The sequence below is a fragment of the Rhodoferax sp. genome, assembly GCF_028715765.1.
Taxonomy (GTDB): domain Bacteria; phylum Pseudomonadota; class Gammaproteobacteria; order Burkholderiales; family Burkholderiaceae_C; genus Rhodoferax.
In genome coordinates this window covers 42,176-56,061 of sequence record NZ_JAQURE010000021.1, presented here as the reverse complement: position 1 = coordinate 56,061, position 13,886 = coordinate 42,176, and the positions used below count along the sequence as shown (strand labels likewise).

General features: G+C 57.7%; 18 protein-coding genes. 9 read left to right on the top strand and 9 right to left on the bottom strand.

The features are described from left to right. The first annotated feature begins 14 nt into the window (after positions 1 to 14). Positions 15 to 119 (top strand): hypothetical protein, encoded by a 105-nt coding sequence (locus tag PHT20_RS09175; protein ID WP_301020283.1) that lies wholly within the window; start codon positions 15 to 17, stop codon positions 117 to 119. On the opposite strand, the gene PHT20_RS09170 is transcribed toward PHT20_RS09175, so the two are convergent. After that, positions 116 to 595: an Rrf2 family transcriptional regulator gene (locus PHT20_RS09170; protein WP_301020281.1), complete on the bottom strand. Its 480-nt coding sequence runs from the start codon at positions 593 to 595 to the stop codon at positions 116 to 118. The two genes, PHT20_RS09175 and PHT20_RS09170, sit on opposite strands and share 4 nt — an antisense overlap. A 128-nt stretch (positions 596 to 723) precedes the next feature. Here PHT20_RS09170 and PHT20_RS09165 point away from each other — a divergent pair, with 128 nt between their 5' ends. Further along, the gene (locus PHT20_RS09165; RefSeq protein ID WP_301020280.1) at positions 724 to 945 is read left to right on the top strand and encodes a DUF3079 domain-containing protein; all 222 of its coding nucleotides are present in this window, start codon (positions 724 to 726) and stop codon (positions 943 to 945) included. Between the two features lie 2 nt (positions 946 to 947). Continuing rightward, the gene (locus tag PHT20_RS09160) at positions 948 to 2,138 is read left to right on the top strand and encodes an NnrS family protein (RefSeq protein ID WP_301020279.1); all 1,191 of its coding nucleotides are present in this window, start codon (positions 948 to 950) and stop codon (positions 2,136 to 2,138) included. 19 nt (positions 2,139 to 2,157) lie between these two features. Here the strand turns inward: PHT20_RS09160 and PHT20_RS09155 are convergent, their stop codons facing one another. Genes PHT20_RS09155 through PHT20_RS09145 form a run of 3 tightly spaced genes read right to left on the bottom strand, consistent with a single transcriptional unit; the run spans position 2,158 to position 3,362 of the window. Further along, positions 2,158 to 2,424, bottom strand: coding sequence for a cytochrome C oxidase subunit IV family protein (locus tag PHT20_RS09155; protein ID WP_301020278.1), 267 nt, complete (start codon positions 2,422 to 2,424; stop codon positions 2,158 to 2,160). Positions 2,425 to 2,480: 56 nt separating this feature from the next. Further along, entirely contained in the window at positions 2,481 to 3,083 is a 603-nt protein-coding gene (locus PHT20_RS09150; protein ID WP_301020277.1) for a cytochrome c oxidase subunit 3 family protein, read from the bottom strand. A gap of 12 nt (positions 3,084 to 3,095) precedes the next feature. After that, positions 3,096 to 3,362 (bottom strand): DUF2249 domain-containing protein, encoded by a 267-nt coding sequence (locus PHT20_RS09145; protein ID WP_301020276.1) that lies wholly within the window; start codon positions 3,360 to 3,362, stop codon positions 3,096 to 3,098. A gap of 267 nt (positions 3,363 to 3,629) precedes the next feature. Between PHT20_RS09145 and PHT20_RS09140 the strand changes: the two genes are divergently transcribed. The 4 genes from PHT20_RS09140 (at position 3,630) to PHT20_RS09125 (ending at position 8,284) form a co-directional block, all read left to right on the top strand. Further along, complete coding sequence (locus PHT20_RS09140; RefSeq protein WP_301020275.1) at positions 3,630 to 4,883, top strand: nitrate/nitrite transporter; 1,254 nt, start codon at positions 3,630 to 3,632, stop codon at positions 4,881 to 4,883. 20 nt (positions 4,884 to 4,903) lie between these two features. Next, positions 4,904 to 6,532, top strand: coding sequence for an antiporter (locus tag PHT20_RS09135; protein ID WP_301020274.1), 1,629 nt, complete (start codon positions 4,904 to 4,906; stop codon positions 6,530 to 6,532). A gap of 361 nt (positions 6,533 to 6,893) precedes the next feature. After that, on the top strand, positions 6,894 to 7,388 hold the full coding sequence (locus PHT20_RS09130; protein ID WP_301020273.1) for a methylated-DNA--[protein]-cysteine S-methyltransferase: 495 nt from the start codon (positions 6,894 to 6,896) through the stop codon (positions 7,386 to 7,388). Continuing rightward, positions 7,385 to 8,284: a DMT family transporter gene (locus PHT20_RS09125; protein ID WP_301020272.1), complete on the top strand. Its 900-nt coding sequence runs from the start codon at positions 7,385 to 7,387 to the stop codon at positions 8,282 to 8,284. The genes PHT20_RS09130 and PHT20_RS09125 overlap by 4 nt, the downstream gene beginning before the upstream one ends. Positions 8,285 to 8,430: 146 nt before the next feature. Here PHT20_RS09125 and PHT20_RS09120 read toward each other — a convergent pair whose 3' ends face one another. From PHT20_RS09120 to PHT20_RS09100, 5 genes are read right to left on the bottom strand one after another with little or no spacing between them, the layout of a single operon-like run. Then, the gene (locus PHT20_RS09120) at positions 8,431 to 9,054 is read right to left on the bottom strand and encodes a molecular chaperone TorD family protein (RefSeq protein WP_301020271.1); all 624 of its coding nucleotides are present in this window, start codon (positions 9,052 to 9,054) and stop codon (positions 8,431 to 8,433) included. A gap of 51 nt (positions 9,055 to 9,105) precedes the next feature. Then, positions 9,106 to 11,244, bottom strand: a complete 2,139-nt coding sequence (locus PHT20_RS09115) for a 4Fe-4S binding protein (RefSeq protein ID WP_300082071.1) — start codon at positions 11,242 to 11,244, stop codon at positions 9,106 to 9,108. After that, positions 11,126 to 11,776: a DUF3306 domain-containing protein gene (locus tag PHT20_RS09110; RefSeq protein ID WP_301020270.1), complete on the bottom strand. Its 651-nt coding sequence runs from the start codon at positions 11,774 to 11,776 to the stop codon at positions 11,126 to 11,128. The genes PHT20_RS09115 and PHT20_RS09110 overlap by 119 nt, the downstream gene beginning before the upstream one ends. Beyond that, on the bottom strand, positions 11,769 to 12,380 hold the full coding sequence (locus PHT20_RS09105; RefSeq protein ID WP_301020269.1) for a DUF3305 domain-containing protein: 612 nt from the start codon (positions 12,378 to 12,380) through the stop codon (positions 11,769 to 11,771). Before PHT20_RS09105 ends, PHT20_RS09110 begins: the two co-directional genes overlap by 8 nt. 25 nt (positions 12,381 to 12,405) lie before the next feature. Further along, positions 12,406 to 13,047 carry a VTT domain-containing protein gene (locus tag PHT20_RS09100; protein WP_301020268.1) on the bottom strand — a complete coding sequence of 214 codons (642 nt, stop codon included), beginning with the start codon at positions 13,045 to 13,047 and terminating at the stop codon, positions 12,406 to 12,408. A gap of 148 nt (positions 13,048 to 13,195) precedes the next feature. On the opposite strand from PHT20_RS09100, the gene PHT20_RS09095 reads away from it, so the two are divergent. Next, entirely contained in the window at positions 13,196 to 13,450 is a 255-nt protein-coding gene (locus tag PHT20_RS09095) for a type II toxin-antitoxin system Phd/YefM family antitoxin (RefSeq protein WP_301020267.1), read from the top strand. After that, complete coding sequence (locus PHT20_RS09090) at positions 13,450 to 13,854, top strand: type II toxin-antitoxin system VapC family toxin (protein ID WP_301020266.1); 405 nt, start codon at positions 13,450 to 13,452, stop codon at positions 13,852 to 13,854. Before PHT20_RS09095 ends, PHT20_RS09090 begins: the two co-directional genes overlap by 1 nt. The last annotated feature ends 32 nt before the right edge of the window (positions 13,855 to 13,886 follow it).

The window sequence follows — 13,886 nt, the reverse complement described above, 5'->3', positions numbered from 1 at the left end:
GCGAACATGGCATTGTGGAAACCACCGACAAAATTCATCTGGAACACATTTTGCGCAAACTTTGGGTCAGTTCACGGGTTCACGCCGCCGTGATTGCCTCAGAGCAAGGACTGCTTTAGTTTTCAAAAAAGGGGATACCGGGGATCATTGGCATTCGCTGCATGTTTGACATGTCGGTGCTGCTGGCCATCGGTGCCACAAGGTCAGCCAGCGTGATGCCGTCCAACACCTCCATGTAGTTTTGCGTGGCTTGATTTAACACGCTCTTTAGCCGGCAATGTGCGCTCATACGACACTGGTTTTGCGCCGCATCAAAACATTCCACCATCGTCAAATCGGTCTCGGTGGCACGCACAATTTCACCCAACGTGAGCGCACTCGCATCAACCAATAAACGCATGCCACCGCCACGCCCGCGCGTGGTTTCCAGCCAGCCTCGAGCTGCGAGTTCTTGCACAATTTTGGTCAGGTGGCTGCGCGAAATGCCGTGGCTGTCAGCAATCTCGGTGATGGTGACCGGCGCCACCCGCTCTAGGCAAGCGGCGCAGTACATCAACACTCTCAAGCTGTAGTCAGTCCATTGGGTCAGGCGCATAGATCAAAGGTAAAAATAAAAGATGAATAACGAATGACTATTATGAAGTTAAAATAACATTCATAATATATTCCTCTTTACCAAACTTTCATTTCTTGCGTTGATGCGTCAGCCACCGCCCACCTGTCATGGCCAAAAAGTTCCCTCTTCACCCTGCCAACCCTGAACGCATCTGCTGGGGTTGCAACCAATTTTGTGCCACCGATGCGATGGCCTGCGCCAATGAGCGCTCGCCACACCCGGCAGAGCTGTTTGGCGACGACTGGATGGCCTGGGGCGACCAGCAGCTCGCACCGAATGACACCCCAACAGCGCCCACTGCACTTGCCGTCACCCACCCAGGAAAATAAGCATGTCGTTACCTATCTTCGGTCAAACACCAGCCACACCAGCGCCCTACGGATTACCGTGGCTCAGGCTGGCCTTTCGCCCTTTTTATCTGGGTGCCGGCTTGCTGGCGGCGCTGATTGTGCCGCTTTGGGTGGCCATTTTTTTGGGTGCCGTGACATGGGCACCCACACCACCGACTGTGCTGTGGCATGCCCATGAAATGCTGTTTGGTTTTGCTACGGCCGTCATCGTGGGCTTCTTGATGACTGCAGGTAAAACCTGGACAGGCCTGGCCACCCCACGCGGGTCACTTTTGGGCGCGTTGTTCTTGCTTTGGCTGGCGGCACGGGTGGCCTCGTTGGTGGCACCCTATGCTGTTTTTGCAGTCCTGGATTTGGCACTGTTGCCTGTCATTGGGCTTATTTTTTTACGCCTGCTGATGCGCTCAAAGAATTGGCGCAACGTGCCCCTGGCGCTTATTTTGTTGTTGCTCTCAGTGGTTAACTTGACGTTCCATTTGTCGGCCAATGGTTTGATTGACCTGGCACCCATGAGCAGCTTGTATGCCGCACTGGGGTTCATCGTGATGATTGAATGCGTGATGGCCGGACGCGTGGTGCCATTTTTCACAGCCACCGCGCTGAACATCAAAATCGAACCTGTGGTCTGGCTGGAACGCAGTGCCTTGGCCGCCACGGCCACAGGGTTGACGTTGTGGGTCACAGACTGGCACAGTGGGTTGGCTGCGGCGGCATTGGCACTGGCCAGTGTGCTTAACTTAAGCCGGCAACTGCGCTGGCAACCGCTCGCCACACTGAGCCGCCCAATTGTCTGGATTCTGCACTTCTCCTATTTTTGGCTCTCAGGTGGCTTGGCTTTGCTGGCCGTGACGCAATTGGGTTGGGGCGCTGCCTCTTACGGCGTGCACGCGCTGGCGGTGGGCGCCACCGGTGGCTTGATCATTGGCATGATGACGCGCACATCACGCGGTCACACCGGGCGTGCGCTGCAAGTTGATGCGGTAGAAACCACCGCTTACGCGCTGGTCATGCTGGCCGCCGTGCTGCGGGTTCTGTTGCCGCTGCTGATGCCCGCGTGGCACAGCTACGCGCTGGTAGCTTCGGCATCTGCCTGGACTGCTGCATTTTTAATCTTCATGTGGCGCTACACCCCTTGGCTGGTGACAGCACGCCGTGACGGCAAAGACGGTTGAACCTAGCCCGCGGCGCGGGTCAGCGCGTACCCAGCCAGTACGCTAACAAAATCATGCTGATGACAAAGCCCAGCCAGCCCACCAGCAAATTGCGCCACAGCTTGGGGGCATGGCGAAGTTCAATGAAGTCGTTGATGACCACCAAACCCTTGAAAAACGACACGCCAAAGATGGCAAAAACCGGGGCCATGCGAGCGTGCCCCAGTTGACCCGACTCACCCAGCCAAAACGTCAGCTCGGTGGCGGCCAGCAACAGCAGCCATTGTGTGTTAGTTGAATATTTCATCGTGTTCAAAGGTTTCAAGGCATGGGGGCTTGGGGGTATGGGTGCTTGTCAAGCCTTTAGCGCATGACGTAAATCAGGGGAAACAGCACAATCCACAGCAGATCAACCATGTGCCAAAACGCTGCGCCAGTCTCCAGGGCATGCACATCGTGGCTGCCGTAGCGTCCGGCAAGCGTCTTGATCAACAAAATCGTCAAAAACACCATGGCCGCCAACACGTGAAAAAAGTGAAAAGCCGTCAACAAGAAATAGAACATGTAAAACGTGGTTGTTGACAGGTCAATGCCCGCAGCGGTCTTGGTCGAAAACTCCATCAGCTTGATGACCGCAAAGCCACTGCCGCAGGCCAAGGCAGCCATGAGCCAGCGAGCTCCGACAACTGACGCATCGCGTTTGACCGCCTGCACAGCACGTACCACGCACCAACTGCCAGTGATCAGCAGAACCGTGTTGACGGTGCCAGAGTTCAGGTCAAGCGTGCTTTGTGAGGCATTGAACAACGCCACATTCAAAGCGCGTGCAAACGCATACGACAAAAAGAAAATGCCAAAGGTCAGCAACTCAGCCAAGATGATGAGCCAAACTGCCAGGTCGCCCACCAGCCGAGGCGGATCAGGTGCGGTAGCCGCTGCCTGAGAGCCTAGGTTTGCGTCCTTCAAAATGACGTAGATTCAAGCAGAAACGCAAATGAAATCAATCACGATGGCGCCCGGCTCACGCTGCACATACGAAATAGTCACCGCATCCCCATAGCGTGCGTTCAATTGATGCAACAAGGGCAGCGGATCATGGTCATTGCAAAAACGCATGGTCTCGCCCGGTTCAAGCGCATCGAGCGCACCAAAAATGGCAGCATGACGAAAACGTTTGGCCACACCGCGTGCGTCAAACAGGTATGTAGCTTCAGGGGTGACATGACCGGCAGCGCAAGTGCTCATGATGAACTTTCTGACATAAAGATAAAGATTCATTGTAAATGAACATTTGCAACGCAAAGTACGCTTTATCGACTACAAGCTCAGCACAGTCTTAAAGATGCCATTCAAAAACATTCACTTTCAGTTGTATCTGAACCCCGTAGTTCAATAGAACTAGAAGTCAACATGACTTCATAGTTCCAATGCAGAGCGCCAATCGTTCCACAGAGGAATACCTTTTAAAGGCCGTCAAACCTACAGTCTTGTCAAACAAAAGGAGTTTTTGACATGACCAAGAAAGGGCAAGCCCTCTCGGTGCTGATCGTCAGCACATTCGCCTTCACCGTGTGTTTCATGGTTTGGATGATGTTTGCAGTGATCGGCATTCCGATCAAAAAAGCGTTAGACCTGAACTCAACCCAATCAGGTTTGTTGATGGCCATGCCGGTGCTGACGGGCTCACTCATCCGCGTGCCGCTGGGCATCTGGACGGACAAGTTTGGTGGACGCATTGTGTTTGCCGTGCTGATGGCTTGCACTGTGCCGGCCATTTGGATGATGACCTACGCCACTGCTTACTGGCACTACCTGGTGATCGGCCTGTTTGTCGGGTTGGCCGGCGGCTCGTTCTCGGTGGGCACACCCTATGTGGCGCGCTGGTTCCCCAAGAAACAGCAAGGTTTTGCCATGGGGGTCTTTGGCATGGGCAATGCGGGCGCCGCACTCAACAAATTTGTCGCTCCGGCCTTGGTGGTCGGTTTTGGCTGGACCATGGTGCCCAAGGTGTACGCGCTGATCATGCTGGGCACCGTCATCATGTTCTGGTTTTTCTCGCACAGCGACCCAGCCCACCATGCGGCCAAACAAGTGCCGTTTATGAAACAACTCGCGGCCCTCAAAGACCCAACCGTTTTCAAATACTGCCAGTACTACAGCATTGTGTTTGGCGGCTATGTGGCACTGAGTTTGTGGATGGTGCAGTACTACGTGGGTGAATTTGGCCTGGACATTCGCACCGCCGCCCTGCTCGCCGCCTGCTTCTCTTTGCCGGGCGGCGTGCTGCGCGCCTTTGGTGGCTGGTTGTCTGACAAATATGGCGCGCATTCCATGACCTGGTGGGTGCTGTGGGTGAGCTGGATTTGCCTGTTTTTGTTGAGCTACCCGCAAACCGATTTCACCGTAGCTACCGTGAATGGTCCACAAACCTTTCATATTGGCCTGAATGTTTACACCTTCACTATTTTGATGTTCACGCTGGGCGTGGCTTGGGGTTTTGGCAAGGCCAGCGTGTTTAAGTACATCAGTGATGACTACACCCACAACATCGGCGCGGTCAGCGGCATCGTTGGTCTGGCCGGTGGCATGGGCGGTTTTTTGTTGCCCATCATGTTTGGTGCGCTGATGGACATCACGGGCATCCGCTCCAGCGCCTTCATGCTGATGTACGGCGTGGTCTGGGTCTCTCTCATCTGGATGTACTGGACTGAAGTACGCACCAAAGAATACATGCAACAACCCGTCCCTGACACTGCCCAAGCCTGAACCCAACCTGGAGAACCCCCATGGCCACCCCCACTTATTCCAAAGCCGACATCGTCGACTGGCAACCTGAAGACAACGCGTTCTGGGACAGCAAAGGCAAAGCCATTGCCAACCGCAACCTGTGGATTTCCATCCCCAACCTGCTGGTGGCGTTTGCCGTCTGGCTGATGTGGGGCATCATCACGGTGCAAATGCTCAACTTGGGTTTTCCGTTCAAACCCACCGACATGTTCACCCTGACGGCCATCTCGGGCCTGATGGGGGCCACGTTTCGCATACCAGCTTCATTCTTCATTCGCCTCTCAGGCGGGCGCAACACCATCTTTTTGACCTCGCTGCTGTTAATGATTCCGGCCATCTGGACCGGCATGGCGCTGCAGGACAAAACCACACCACTGTGGGTGTTTCAAGCCTGCGCATTTTTGAGCGGCATTGGCGGCGGTAACTTTGCCTGCTCCATGAGCAACATCAGCGGCTTTTTCCCCAAGCGCCTGCAAGGCACAGCGCTGGGCTTGAACGCTGGCTTGGGCAACTTTGGTGTCACCACCATGCAGGTGCTGATTCCGCTGGTGATGACGGTTGGCGTGTTTGGCGCAGCAGCCGGTGGCTCGATGGTGTTGGCCAAAGACAGTGGCTGGATCATGGGCAAAATTCTGGCAGGCACTCCCACATTCATTCAAAACGCCGGCTTTGTCTGGGCCGCGTTGTTGCTGCCCATGGTGATTGCAGCCTGGTTTGGCATGAACAACCTACTGCCGCTCTCCCCCAACTACGGTGGCACAGCAGCCGCTTTGGGCAAAATTTTGTACCTGTGGGGCATCACCTGCGTGATTGGTGTGGTCGGCTTGTACCTGTACCTGCCTGCCCCCAGTGGCCTGGGGCTGCTCAACATGTGGGTAGCGCTGCCGCTGATCATTGGGGCGATGGTGCTGGCCATGAAGCTGGCCGCTTTTGGTGAAATGAAAGGCAACATTGCCAAGCAGTTCGAGATTTTCAAGAACAAACACACCTGGTCATTGACCGCGCTGTACCTGGTGACCTTCGGCTCGTTCATCGGTTTCTCCATGGCGCTGCCGCTCTCCATCTCGGTCATCTTTGGCATCAGCCACGTGCCCGATGCCGCTGGTGTGATGCAACACACGCTGAAAAACCCCAACGCGCCGTCCGCCCTGACCTACGCCTGGATCGGTCCGTTTGTGGGCGCACTGATTCGCCCGGTGGGCGGCTGGATTGCCGATAAGGTGGGTGGCAGCATCGTCACGCAAATCATCTCGGCCATCATGGTGGTGGCCTCCGCTGGCACTGGCTACGTCATGATGCAAGCCTATGGCTCGGCCACGCCAGAGCAGTATTTCTCAACCTTCATGTGGCTGTTTGTGCTGCTGTTTGCCGCCAGCGGCATTGGCAACGGCTCCACCTTCCGCACTGTGGGCGTGATTTTTGACCGCCAGCAAGCCGGCCCGGTGCTGGGCTGGACATCTGCAGTAGCTGCTTACGGTGCGTTCATTGCACCCGTGGTGATTGGCCAGCAAATCAAGGCCGGCACACCGCAAACCGCCATGTACGGCTTTGCCATCTTCTACGCCCTATGCCTGGTGCTGAACTGGTGGTTTTACCTGCGCGCCGGGTCTGAAATCAAGAACCCGTGAGCAAAAAATGTCGGGTTACGCGCTTCGAACTCACCCGCTTTATTGGATGCAAAATAATTCAAATTCGATAGCTATTTACGCTTACTGAATAAGGGCTTGAAGCCAATTTTTATAAGCTCTCAAAAAATCATGGCAAAACGAATGGCACCATGGCCATGGAAACCAGCGGAGTGCAGATCAGCGGCGGCTTGCCGCTGACAATGGGTTGGCCTTGGAGTGGAATGGGGGTATGGGTTTGCATAAGAGGTACCGGGGTGAAAGGTCTGCCCGCATGGCTGGCCAGCGCGGGGGCAGATTATCTATTGGGCGGGCATTTGGCCGAGTGCGGTGGCACTGGTGCGGTCTGCGAGACAATGACCTCATGAAATTACCCATTGATGCCGTGACCACCTCGTTTAATAGCCCGCTGGGTGCCATGCGGCTGGCAGCCCATGCGAACGGGTTGTGTGGCGTGTGGTTTGAAGACCAGACCGACTGCCCACCGGCACAGCCAAACCCTGCCAAAACACCCCACCCCGTGCTGCAAAGCGCCTGCCAGCAGCTCACCGAGTACTTTGCGGGTCAGCGCCAGCGCTTTGACTTGCCGCTGAGTTTGACCAGCGACACAGCGTTTGGGCAAGCGGTGTGGCACGCCTTACTCGGGCTGGGCTGGGGGCAAACGTGCAGCTACGGCGCCCTTAGCGCCACATTGGGCCAGCCCCGCGCAGTGCGTGCAGTGGGCGGCGCCATTGGGCGCAACCCCATCAGCATCATCGTGCCGTGCCACCGGGTGCTGGGTGCCCATGGCGCGCTCACTGGCTATTCGGGCGGGCTGGCGCGCAAAACGGCGCTGCTGCAACTCGAAGGTGTGCTTTGAGCAGCGCCCTGCCCGCCAGCGCCTGGCTGCTTGAATTTGTGCTGCTGGCGGCCATTTGGGGCTCGTCGTTTTTGTTTACCCGGCTCGGGGTGACTGAATTTGGTGCGCTGCCCACGGCGGGGTTGCGCGTGGGCATTGCGGCGCTGGTGTTGCTGCCGCTGCTGATGGCACGCGGGCAATGGCCGGTGCTGCAACGGCATTGGCAAAAAATCTTCTTTTTGGGGCTGCTGAACTCTGGCATACCGTTTGCACTTTATGCGTTTGCCCTGCTGTCGATCAGCACCGGCTTGTCAAGCCTGCTCAACGCCACCGTGCCGTTGTTTGGCGCAATGGTGGCCTGGCTGTGGCTGAAAGACCGACCGCATGGCGGTAAGATTTTGGGCTTGCTGATTGGTTTTGTGGGGGTGGCCATGCTGGCCTCTGGCAAGGCCAGTTTCAAACCCAACGCCTCTGGGTTGGTGACCGGCTGGGCCGTGCTGGCGTGTTTGGGCGCTTGCCTGTGCTATGGGCTGGCGGCCAGCTACACCAAGCGCTACCTCAGCGGCCAGCCCTCGCTGGTGATTGCCACAGGCAGCCAAATGGGCGCAACGCTGGGCTTGGCGCTGCCAGCCTATTGGTTTTGGCCAGCGGTGGCGCCCAGCACCACGGCCTGGCTGGCGGTGGGGGTGGTGGGCGTGCTGTGCACCGGGGTGGCGTTTGTGCTGTTTTTCCGGCTGATCGACAAAGTGGGTGCCGCTGGCTCACTGACGGTGACGTTTTTGATACCGGTGTTTGCGGTGTTTTATGGCGTGGTGTTTCTGGGCGAGGTGGTCACGGGCTGGATGCTGCTGTGCGGCGCAATCATTTTGCTGGGCACCGCGCTGTCGATGGACTTGATCAAGTGGCCCAAGCGCTGAACAAAGCTTGAGCCACAAACAACCTACTTTGTCCCCATATCCGGGGGCAAGGTTGTGGACAAGTGGCCTAACAACTCTGCCAAGCCTTGATGGCATTGGGTTTGCGGGTCGTGCTTAAAAAACAGGCAATTTCTGCTGGCTTGGCATCAAGCCAACATGTCAAACCCTTGCGCTTCCACACTCATGAAAGCACGGGTCAGTTCGGCCACAGCGGCATAAAAACTGGCTTTAGGGTGCTGCGCCACGGCATCGCACAGCAGACCTGTCCATGGCTGCATGTGGGTGGCAAAAAACGACTGCTGGCGAGTCAGGTTGGCCACCGCCACGTCGTCACCGGCAATCAGGTAACGCATCACCTCGCACAGGTAAGCGATGTGGTCTTCGGTCTCAGACATGGCCTCGTCACGCGCCAGCCCCAGTGCGTTGAGCTCGGTGCGCAGACGTGCCAAGGGTTTTTCGTTCAAAAAACCACTGAGGTAGTGCGAGGCATACAGGTACACCTCGGGCTTGCCTACGCCACCAAACAGGGTCTCAAACTCAGCGGCAATTTGAGCGTCGGTCAGCGCACGCGCCGCACCCACCAGGGCGCGCCAGGGCTCTTCCAAAAAGGCCCCAGCAGCAGGCGCTTCGGTGCCAGACAGCCGCAGATTTGCTAGAAATTCAGGAGCTGGTGGCGCATAGTACACCTGGGCTAGAAGCCCATAAAGCTCTGAACGTGCGGTTTCTTCATCAAGCGCGCTGCTCAGGGCTGGTTCGGGTAATGGCATCATATTTTTGGTTCCTTGGCGGGTCGAAGGTGCATGTTGAAAGAGAACGAGCCCTTACTTGATGTCAAAAATTTTGACTTCTTGGTCGGATGAATAGATGTCAATCACCCGGCAGTCGCCGCACATTTTCAAGCGCTCCAGTGCGGCACCTTGAAACATGCTGTGGCCGGCCAGTTTGCCCAGCATGGCCTCAATGCCTTTGAGCGTGCCAAAGGGTTTGCCGCAGCGCACGCAGGCGTAGGGCTGCATTTGATTGAGCACCACAGCTTCTTTGCGCTGGGGCAGCAAGCTGAGTTGCGGCACCAGGCTGAGGGCTTTTTCGGGGCAGGTTTTGACACACAAACCGCATTGCACACAATTTTTTTCAATGAAGCGCAGTTGTGGCGCCGCCGCGTTGTCAGACAGCGCACTGGCTGGGCAGGCGTTGATGCAGCTTAGGCACAGCGTGCACGCCTCTTTGTTGATGGCCAGCGAGCCCAAAGGTGAACCTGTGGCAGGCAGGGCAATGACCGCCGACGTGGCAAGGGGTGAAACGGCGCGAACGGCTTCAGACATGTTTGTCACAGGCGCTTGAGCCACCAGATGATCCAGCGCCAGCTCTAAAGTGACCCGTTTGTCGGCCTGCACCGCAAAGCTGGCGTGGCGCGTGGGGGCTTGCGCTGGGTCGGCTTGCAGGCTGCGGTCTAGCGCGGCCAGGTCACGCGCGTCGCGCACCTGCAGCAGTTTGAAATGTTCGCCGGTGTAGCCCAGCCCGGTCAAGATGGCTTGTGCCACGGCCATTTGTTCGGTCAAGGCAGCGGCGTATTGCGGCGCTTCTTCGGCGGTGAGCAGTACCCACACGTTGCTCGCGCCATAGGCCACCGCCGTCAGCCAAACTTCCAGCCCGATGGATGAGGTGTGCCACAGCGGCACCGGCAGCACCCGAGCCGGCACACCATGGGTGCCGTCTTTGTGACCCTTTTCAAGCTGCGCGGCACGCCCCAGGTCGCCCAACCACGAGGCGCCCTGGCCTTGGCTGTGCAGCAGCAGCGCCGCGTTTTTGCCACCGCTGCGCTGGTAGGTGCTGAGCAGGGTTTTGAGCTTGACGCCCTGGTCTGCCGCGCGAGGGTAGGCAAAAGCCATGGCACCGGTGGGGCAGACTGTGCTGCAGGTGCCACAACCCACGCACAGATTGGGGTTGACCACGATGCGCTGGTGGTGCTTGTCAGAGCTGATGGCGCTGGCCGAACACACGTCAATGCAGGCGCTACAACCCACTTTTTCATTGCGGCTGTGAGCACACAGTTTTTGTTTGTAGGTGAAAAATTTGGGTTTCTCGAACTCACCCACCAGTTCGCGCCAGGCCAACAGGCTGGGCAGGTCACGGCCATCCCAGTGCAAATAACCTTGCGGCTTGGCATGCTGACTGAAGGCCGGTGTGGCGCGCAAGTCCAGCACCAGGTCATAGGTTTCGGTTTGGCGGGTGGGCACGCGGTTGAAGTCAATGGCCGCTGCCACCTGACAGACCTTGACACAGGCGCGGTGGTCTTGGCAGGCAGACAGGTCAATCTGGTAGTCCAGGCCAATGGCGCCTTCAGGGCATGCGGCCAGGCAGGCGTTGCAGCGGGTGCACAAGTCCAGGTCTATCGGGTTGGTGTGTTGCCACGTCAGCACAAACGCGCCCAGGTAGCCGGTCAAACTTTCAATATGCCCGCCCAGCACCAAGTGGCGGCGCGCTTGGGCGCCGCCGTTTAAGCCAGCCCCTTGGGTGAACAGGGTCAAGTCCAGCGCGTCACCCAGCAGGCTGGCCGCACGCTCGGCTGCATCCAGCGGGCCAATGATGAGTGCACGACCGTCGCTTTGGTAGCTAACGGTGGCCACCGGGTCGGGTGCGGGCAGATGCGCCACGGCCAGCAACGCCGCAATTTTGGGGCTGGCGTTGGCGGCGTCGCGGCTCCAACCACCGGTTTCGCGGATGTTGACAAACTGGATCGGCGCGGTCATGTGCGCCTGCTCAGCCAGCTCGCCAAACAGCCTTGTCTCTTGGGTGCAGGCCACCACCAGCTCGTCGCCACTGGCTGCAGCTTTGAGGAATTCAGTGGCTTGGCGGCGGCACAGGCTGCTGTGCAGTGTCAGGGCTTCGTTCAGGCTCGCGCTCAAGCTCTGCGCGTCCAGCGGCATGGTCTGGTTGCAGTTGCAAATCAATGTGGTCATGTGCAATTTCTTCGGGCTGTGCGCTCACATCCAACAGCGGTGTGGCGGGGGTTGCAGGGGGCGGGTCTTCGTCAAACAGGTTCAAAAACTTGGCACTGGCCATGTGGCGCAGGGTGGCAGCGGGCAACGGACTGGCGATGGAGTAGTCGTCAATGTAGATGTCCAAACCATCCATCAGGTTGTAGTGCGGGTCAGCAAAGAGCTTTTTCATGGCTGCGTTGCGCACGTCTGGCGACACATCACGCGTCACAAAACGGGCAAAACTGTCGCTAGGCTGCAGCGCTTGCACATCGTCTAGCGTGGGCGGGGACGGTAGAGGGTTAGGTTGAGGGCCGCCCTCACCCCTGCCCTCTCCCAGAGGGAGAGGGGGTGAAACGCGTAGCACATCAGCTTGAGTCGTAACCGGCGCAGGGGCTTGCGGTGCGGGCAAAACCGCCGCTTGGGATGCGGGCGGATTGGGCTCTGCCAGCGGCTGCCCCAAGCGCACCGCTTGCTTGCGCTGCGACCAGCGGCCTAAAAAGCCATCAGCCATGCGGACCACCCTGGCTACCCTGCCCGCCTTTGCCGCCTGCGCCGCCGCCAAACTGCTTCTCGGTGCTGATCGACACCGGGTTGCCAAAGCGGTCTTTGAGCGACTTGAAACTGTCCGGGCGTTTGCGCTTTTTGGGCTCCACCACGTAATGCTCGTCCACAAACTCGCACAGCCATTGCAGCACCGGCGCGGGGGCGGGCACTTGTTCCACGGTTTCCTGAGCATCAAGCCAGCGGCCTGCATCGTAGTAGCTCAAGGTGGCAATCAGGGGGATGGCAATGGGCTCATCAGCCACCGAGGCCTCGTCTTCCATGCGCCACAGCACAAACCAGCTGGGCACGTCGGTGGTGGCATTGAGGTAGTAGCCTTCGGCGTCGTCTTTGAACAATTCAACCTTCAAGCCCCCGTGCAACCAACGCTGAGTGCTCTCATTTTCATAAAGCAGGCGGGGCGTAGTGCCAAAGCTGGGTTCATGCATAACCACATCTGCCAGCTCCCAGCGCCAGGGCTGCCAGCGTGCGCCTGGGCCGGTGTTGGCCAGGCGCTGCATGATCACAGCCACCTCAAGGGTGGGGCGGGTGGCGGCAAGGGGCGGCTGGGTCATGATCTCGGTGAAGTTGTTGGCTGCATCAAGCGGCTTTGCGTCGGCTCTTCCAGGCGCCAAACAGCACCACCAGCCCGGGGATCAGGATCATCGCCCAAATGATTTTGTCCAGATGCAGTTTGACCCATGGGATGTTGCCAAAGAAATAGCCCACGGTGACGATACCGCCCACCCACAGCGTGCCGCCCAGCACGTCGAACAGCGTGAAGCGGCTGCGCGTCATCTGCGCCACACCGGCTACGAACGGCGCAAAGGTGCGCAAAAACGGCATGAAGCGCGCCGCCACAATGGTGATGCCACCATATTTTTCGTAAAACGCGTGGGCTTGGTCAAAGGCTTTTTTGTTGAACCAGCGCGAGTCTTCCCACTGGAACACCTTGGGGCCAAAGTAGTGGCCAATGGTGTAGTTGGACTGGTTGCCCAAAATGGCCGCCGCCAGCAATAGCCCTACTGACAAAGGGTAGCTCATCAGCCCCACGCCGCACATGGCACCCACCACAAACAGCAGCGAATCGCCTGGCAAAAACGGCATCACCACCACGCCGGTTTCGACAAAAATAATCAAAAACAGCAGCGCGTAAACCCACATGCCGTAGTTTTGTACAAAGGTCTCCAGGTGTTTGTCCACGTGGAGAATGAAGTCGAGAAGTGTCATGAGAATGTCCATGGGGCGCGATTATCCACTGCGCATTCAGCCGCAAACCCATGGCACGGTGGCTCGCGGGGGAGTGAAATTTGTGCAAGTCATGCCAAACCTACCAAGCCCTTCAAAGCTGCGCTAAACTGGTCAGACAACTAGTCATTTAGGAGGTGTCATGAGCACTTGGCCCGTTCAGGATGCCAAAGCACGGTTCAGTGAATTTTTGCAAGCCTGCCTCACCAGCGGGCCGCAATTGGTGACGAAACGGGGGCAAGACGCTGCCGTGCTGGTGCCCATTAACCAATGGCGCCAGTTGCAGGCTCACAAACCCCCGTCACTCAAAGAAGTGTTGCTTGACCCCTCGGCGCGTGGCAACTTCTTGACTGTGCCACGAGGTCAGGCTCAAAGCCGCCCGCCCGAGGTGTTTTGATGTTTTTGCTCGACACCAACGTGGTCTCAGAGTTGCGCAAAGCCAAGCCGCACGGCGGCGTGTTGGCCTGGCTTACCGCCACGCCGGAATCCGATTTATTTATCTCGGCCGTCACGCTGGGGGAGATTCAGCGTGGTGTTGAACTCACCAAAGACCAGAACCCAGCCAAAGCACAAGAAATTTCACAGTGGGCTGACCGCTTGGCAGACACCCACAACATCTTGCCGATGGACGCAACAACCTTCCGCGTGTGGGCGCAATTGATGCACCATCGATCTGATGCCTTGTTTGAAGATGCCATGATTGCAGCCACCGCGCTGGTACACCAACTCACCGTGGTGACGCGCAACACGCGCGACTTTGCTGCGTTTAAGGTGCCCTTGCTTGACCCATTTGCAACGTGAACCACCCCTTAAATTTACAACAAATATGCCTC

Excerpts from the sequence above, each read along its gene's own strand:
- PHT20_RS09170 (WP_301020281.1), bottom strand. The coding sequence starts at position 595 with ATGCGCCTGACCCAATGGACTGACTACAGCTTGAGAGTGTTGATGTAC.
- PHT20_RS09165 (WP_301020280.1), top strand. The coding sequence starts at position 724 with ATGGCCAAAAAGTTCCCTCTTCACCCTGCCAACCCTGAACGCATCTGC.
- PHT20_RS09160 (WP_301020279.1), top strand. The coding sequence starts at position 948 with ATGTCGTTACCTATCTTCGGTCAAACACCAGCCACACCAGCGCCCTAC.
- PHT20_RS09155 (WP_301020278.1), bottom strand. The coding sequence starts at position 2,424 with ATGAAATATTCAACTAACACACAATGGCTGCTGTTGCTGGCCGCCACC.
- PHT20_RS09145 (WP_301020276.1), bottom strand. The coding sequence starts at position 3,362 with ATGAGCACTTGCGCTGCCGGTCATGTCACCCCTGAAGCTACATACCTG.
- PHT20_RS09140 (WP_301020275.1), top strand. The coding sequence starts at position 3,630 with ATGACCAAGAAAGGGCAAGCCCTCTCGGTGCTGATCGTCAGCACATTC.
- PHT20_RS09135 (WP_301020274.1), top strand. The coding sequence starts at position 4,904 with ATGGCCACCCCCACTTATTCCAAAGCCGACATCGTCGACTGGCAACCT.
- PHT20_RS09130 (WP_301020273.1), top strand. The coding sequence starts at position 6,894 with ATGAAATTACCCATTGATGCCGTGACCACCTCGTTTAATAGCCCGCTG.
- PHT20_RS09120 (WP_301020271.1), bottom strand. The coding sequence starts at position 9,054 with ATGATGCCATTACCCGAACCAGCCCTGAGCAGCGCGCTTGATGAAGAA.
- PHT20_RS09115 (WP_300082071.1), bottom strand. The coding sequence starts at position 11,244 with ATGACCACATTGATTTGCAACTGCAACCAGACCATGCCGCTGGACGCG.
- PHT20_RS09110 (WP_301020270.1), bottom strand. The coding sequence starts at position 11,776 with ATGGCTGATGGCTTTTTAGGCCGCTGGTCGCAGCGCAAGCAAGCGGTG.
- PHT20_RS09105 (WP_301020269.1), bottom strand. The coding sequence starts at position 12,380 with ATGACCCAGCCGCCCCTTGCCGCCACCCGCCCCACCCTTGAGGTGGCT.
- PHT20_RS09100 (WP_301020268.1), bottom strand. The coding sequence starts at position 13,047 with ATGGACATTCTCATGACACTTCTCGACTTCATTCTCCACGTGGACAAA.
- PHT20_RS09095 (WP_301020267.1), top strand. The coding sequence starts at position 13,196 with ATGAGCACTTGGCCCGTTCAGGATGCCAAAGCACGGTTCAGTGAATTT.
- PHT20_RS09090 (WP_301020266.1), top strand. The coding sequence starts at position 13,450 with ATGTTTTTGCTCGACACCAACGTGGTCTCAGAGTTGCGCAAAGCCAAG.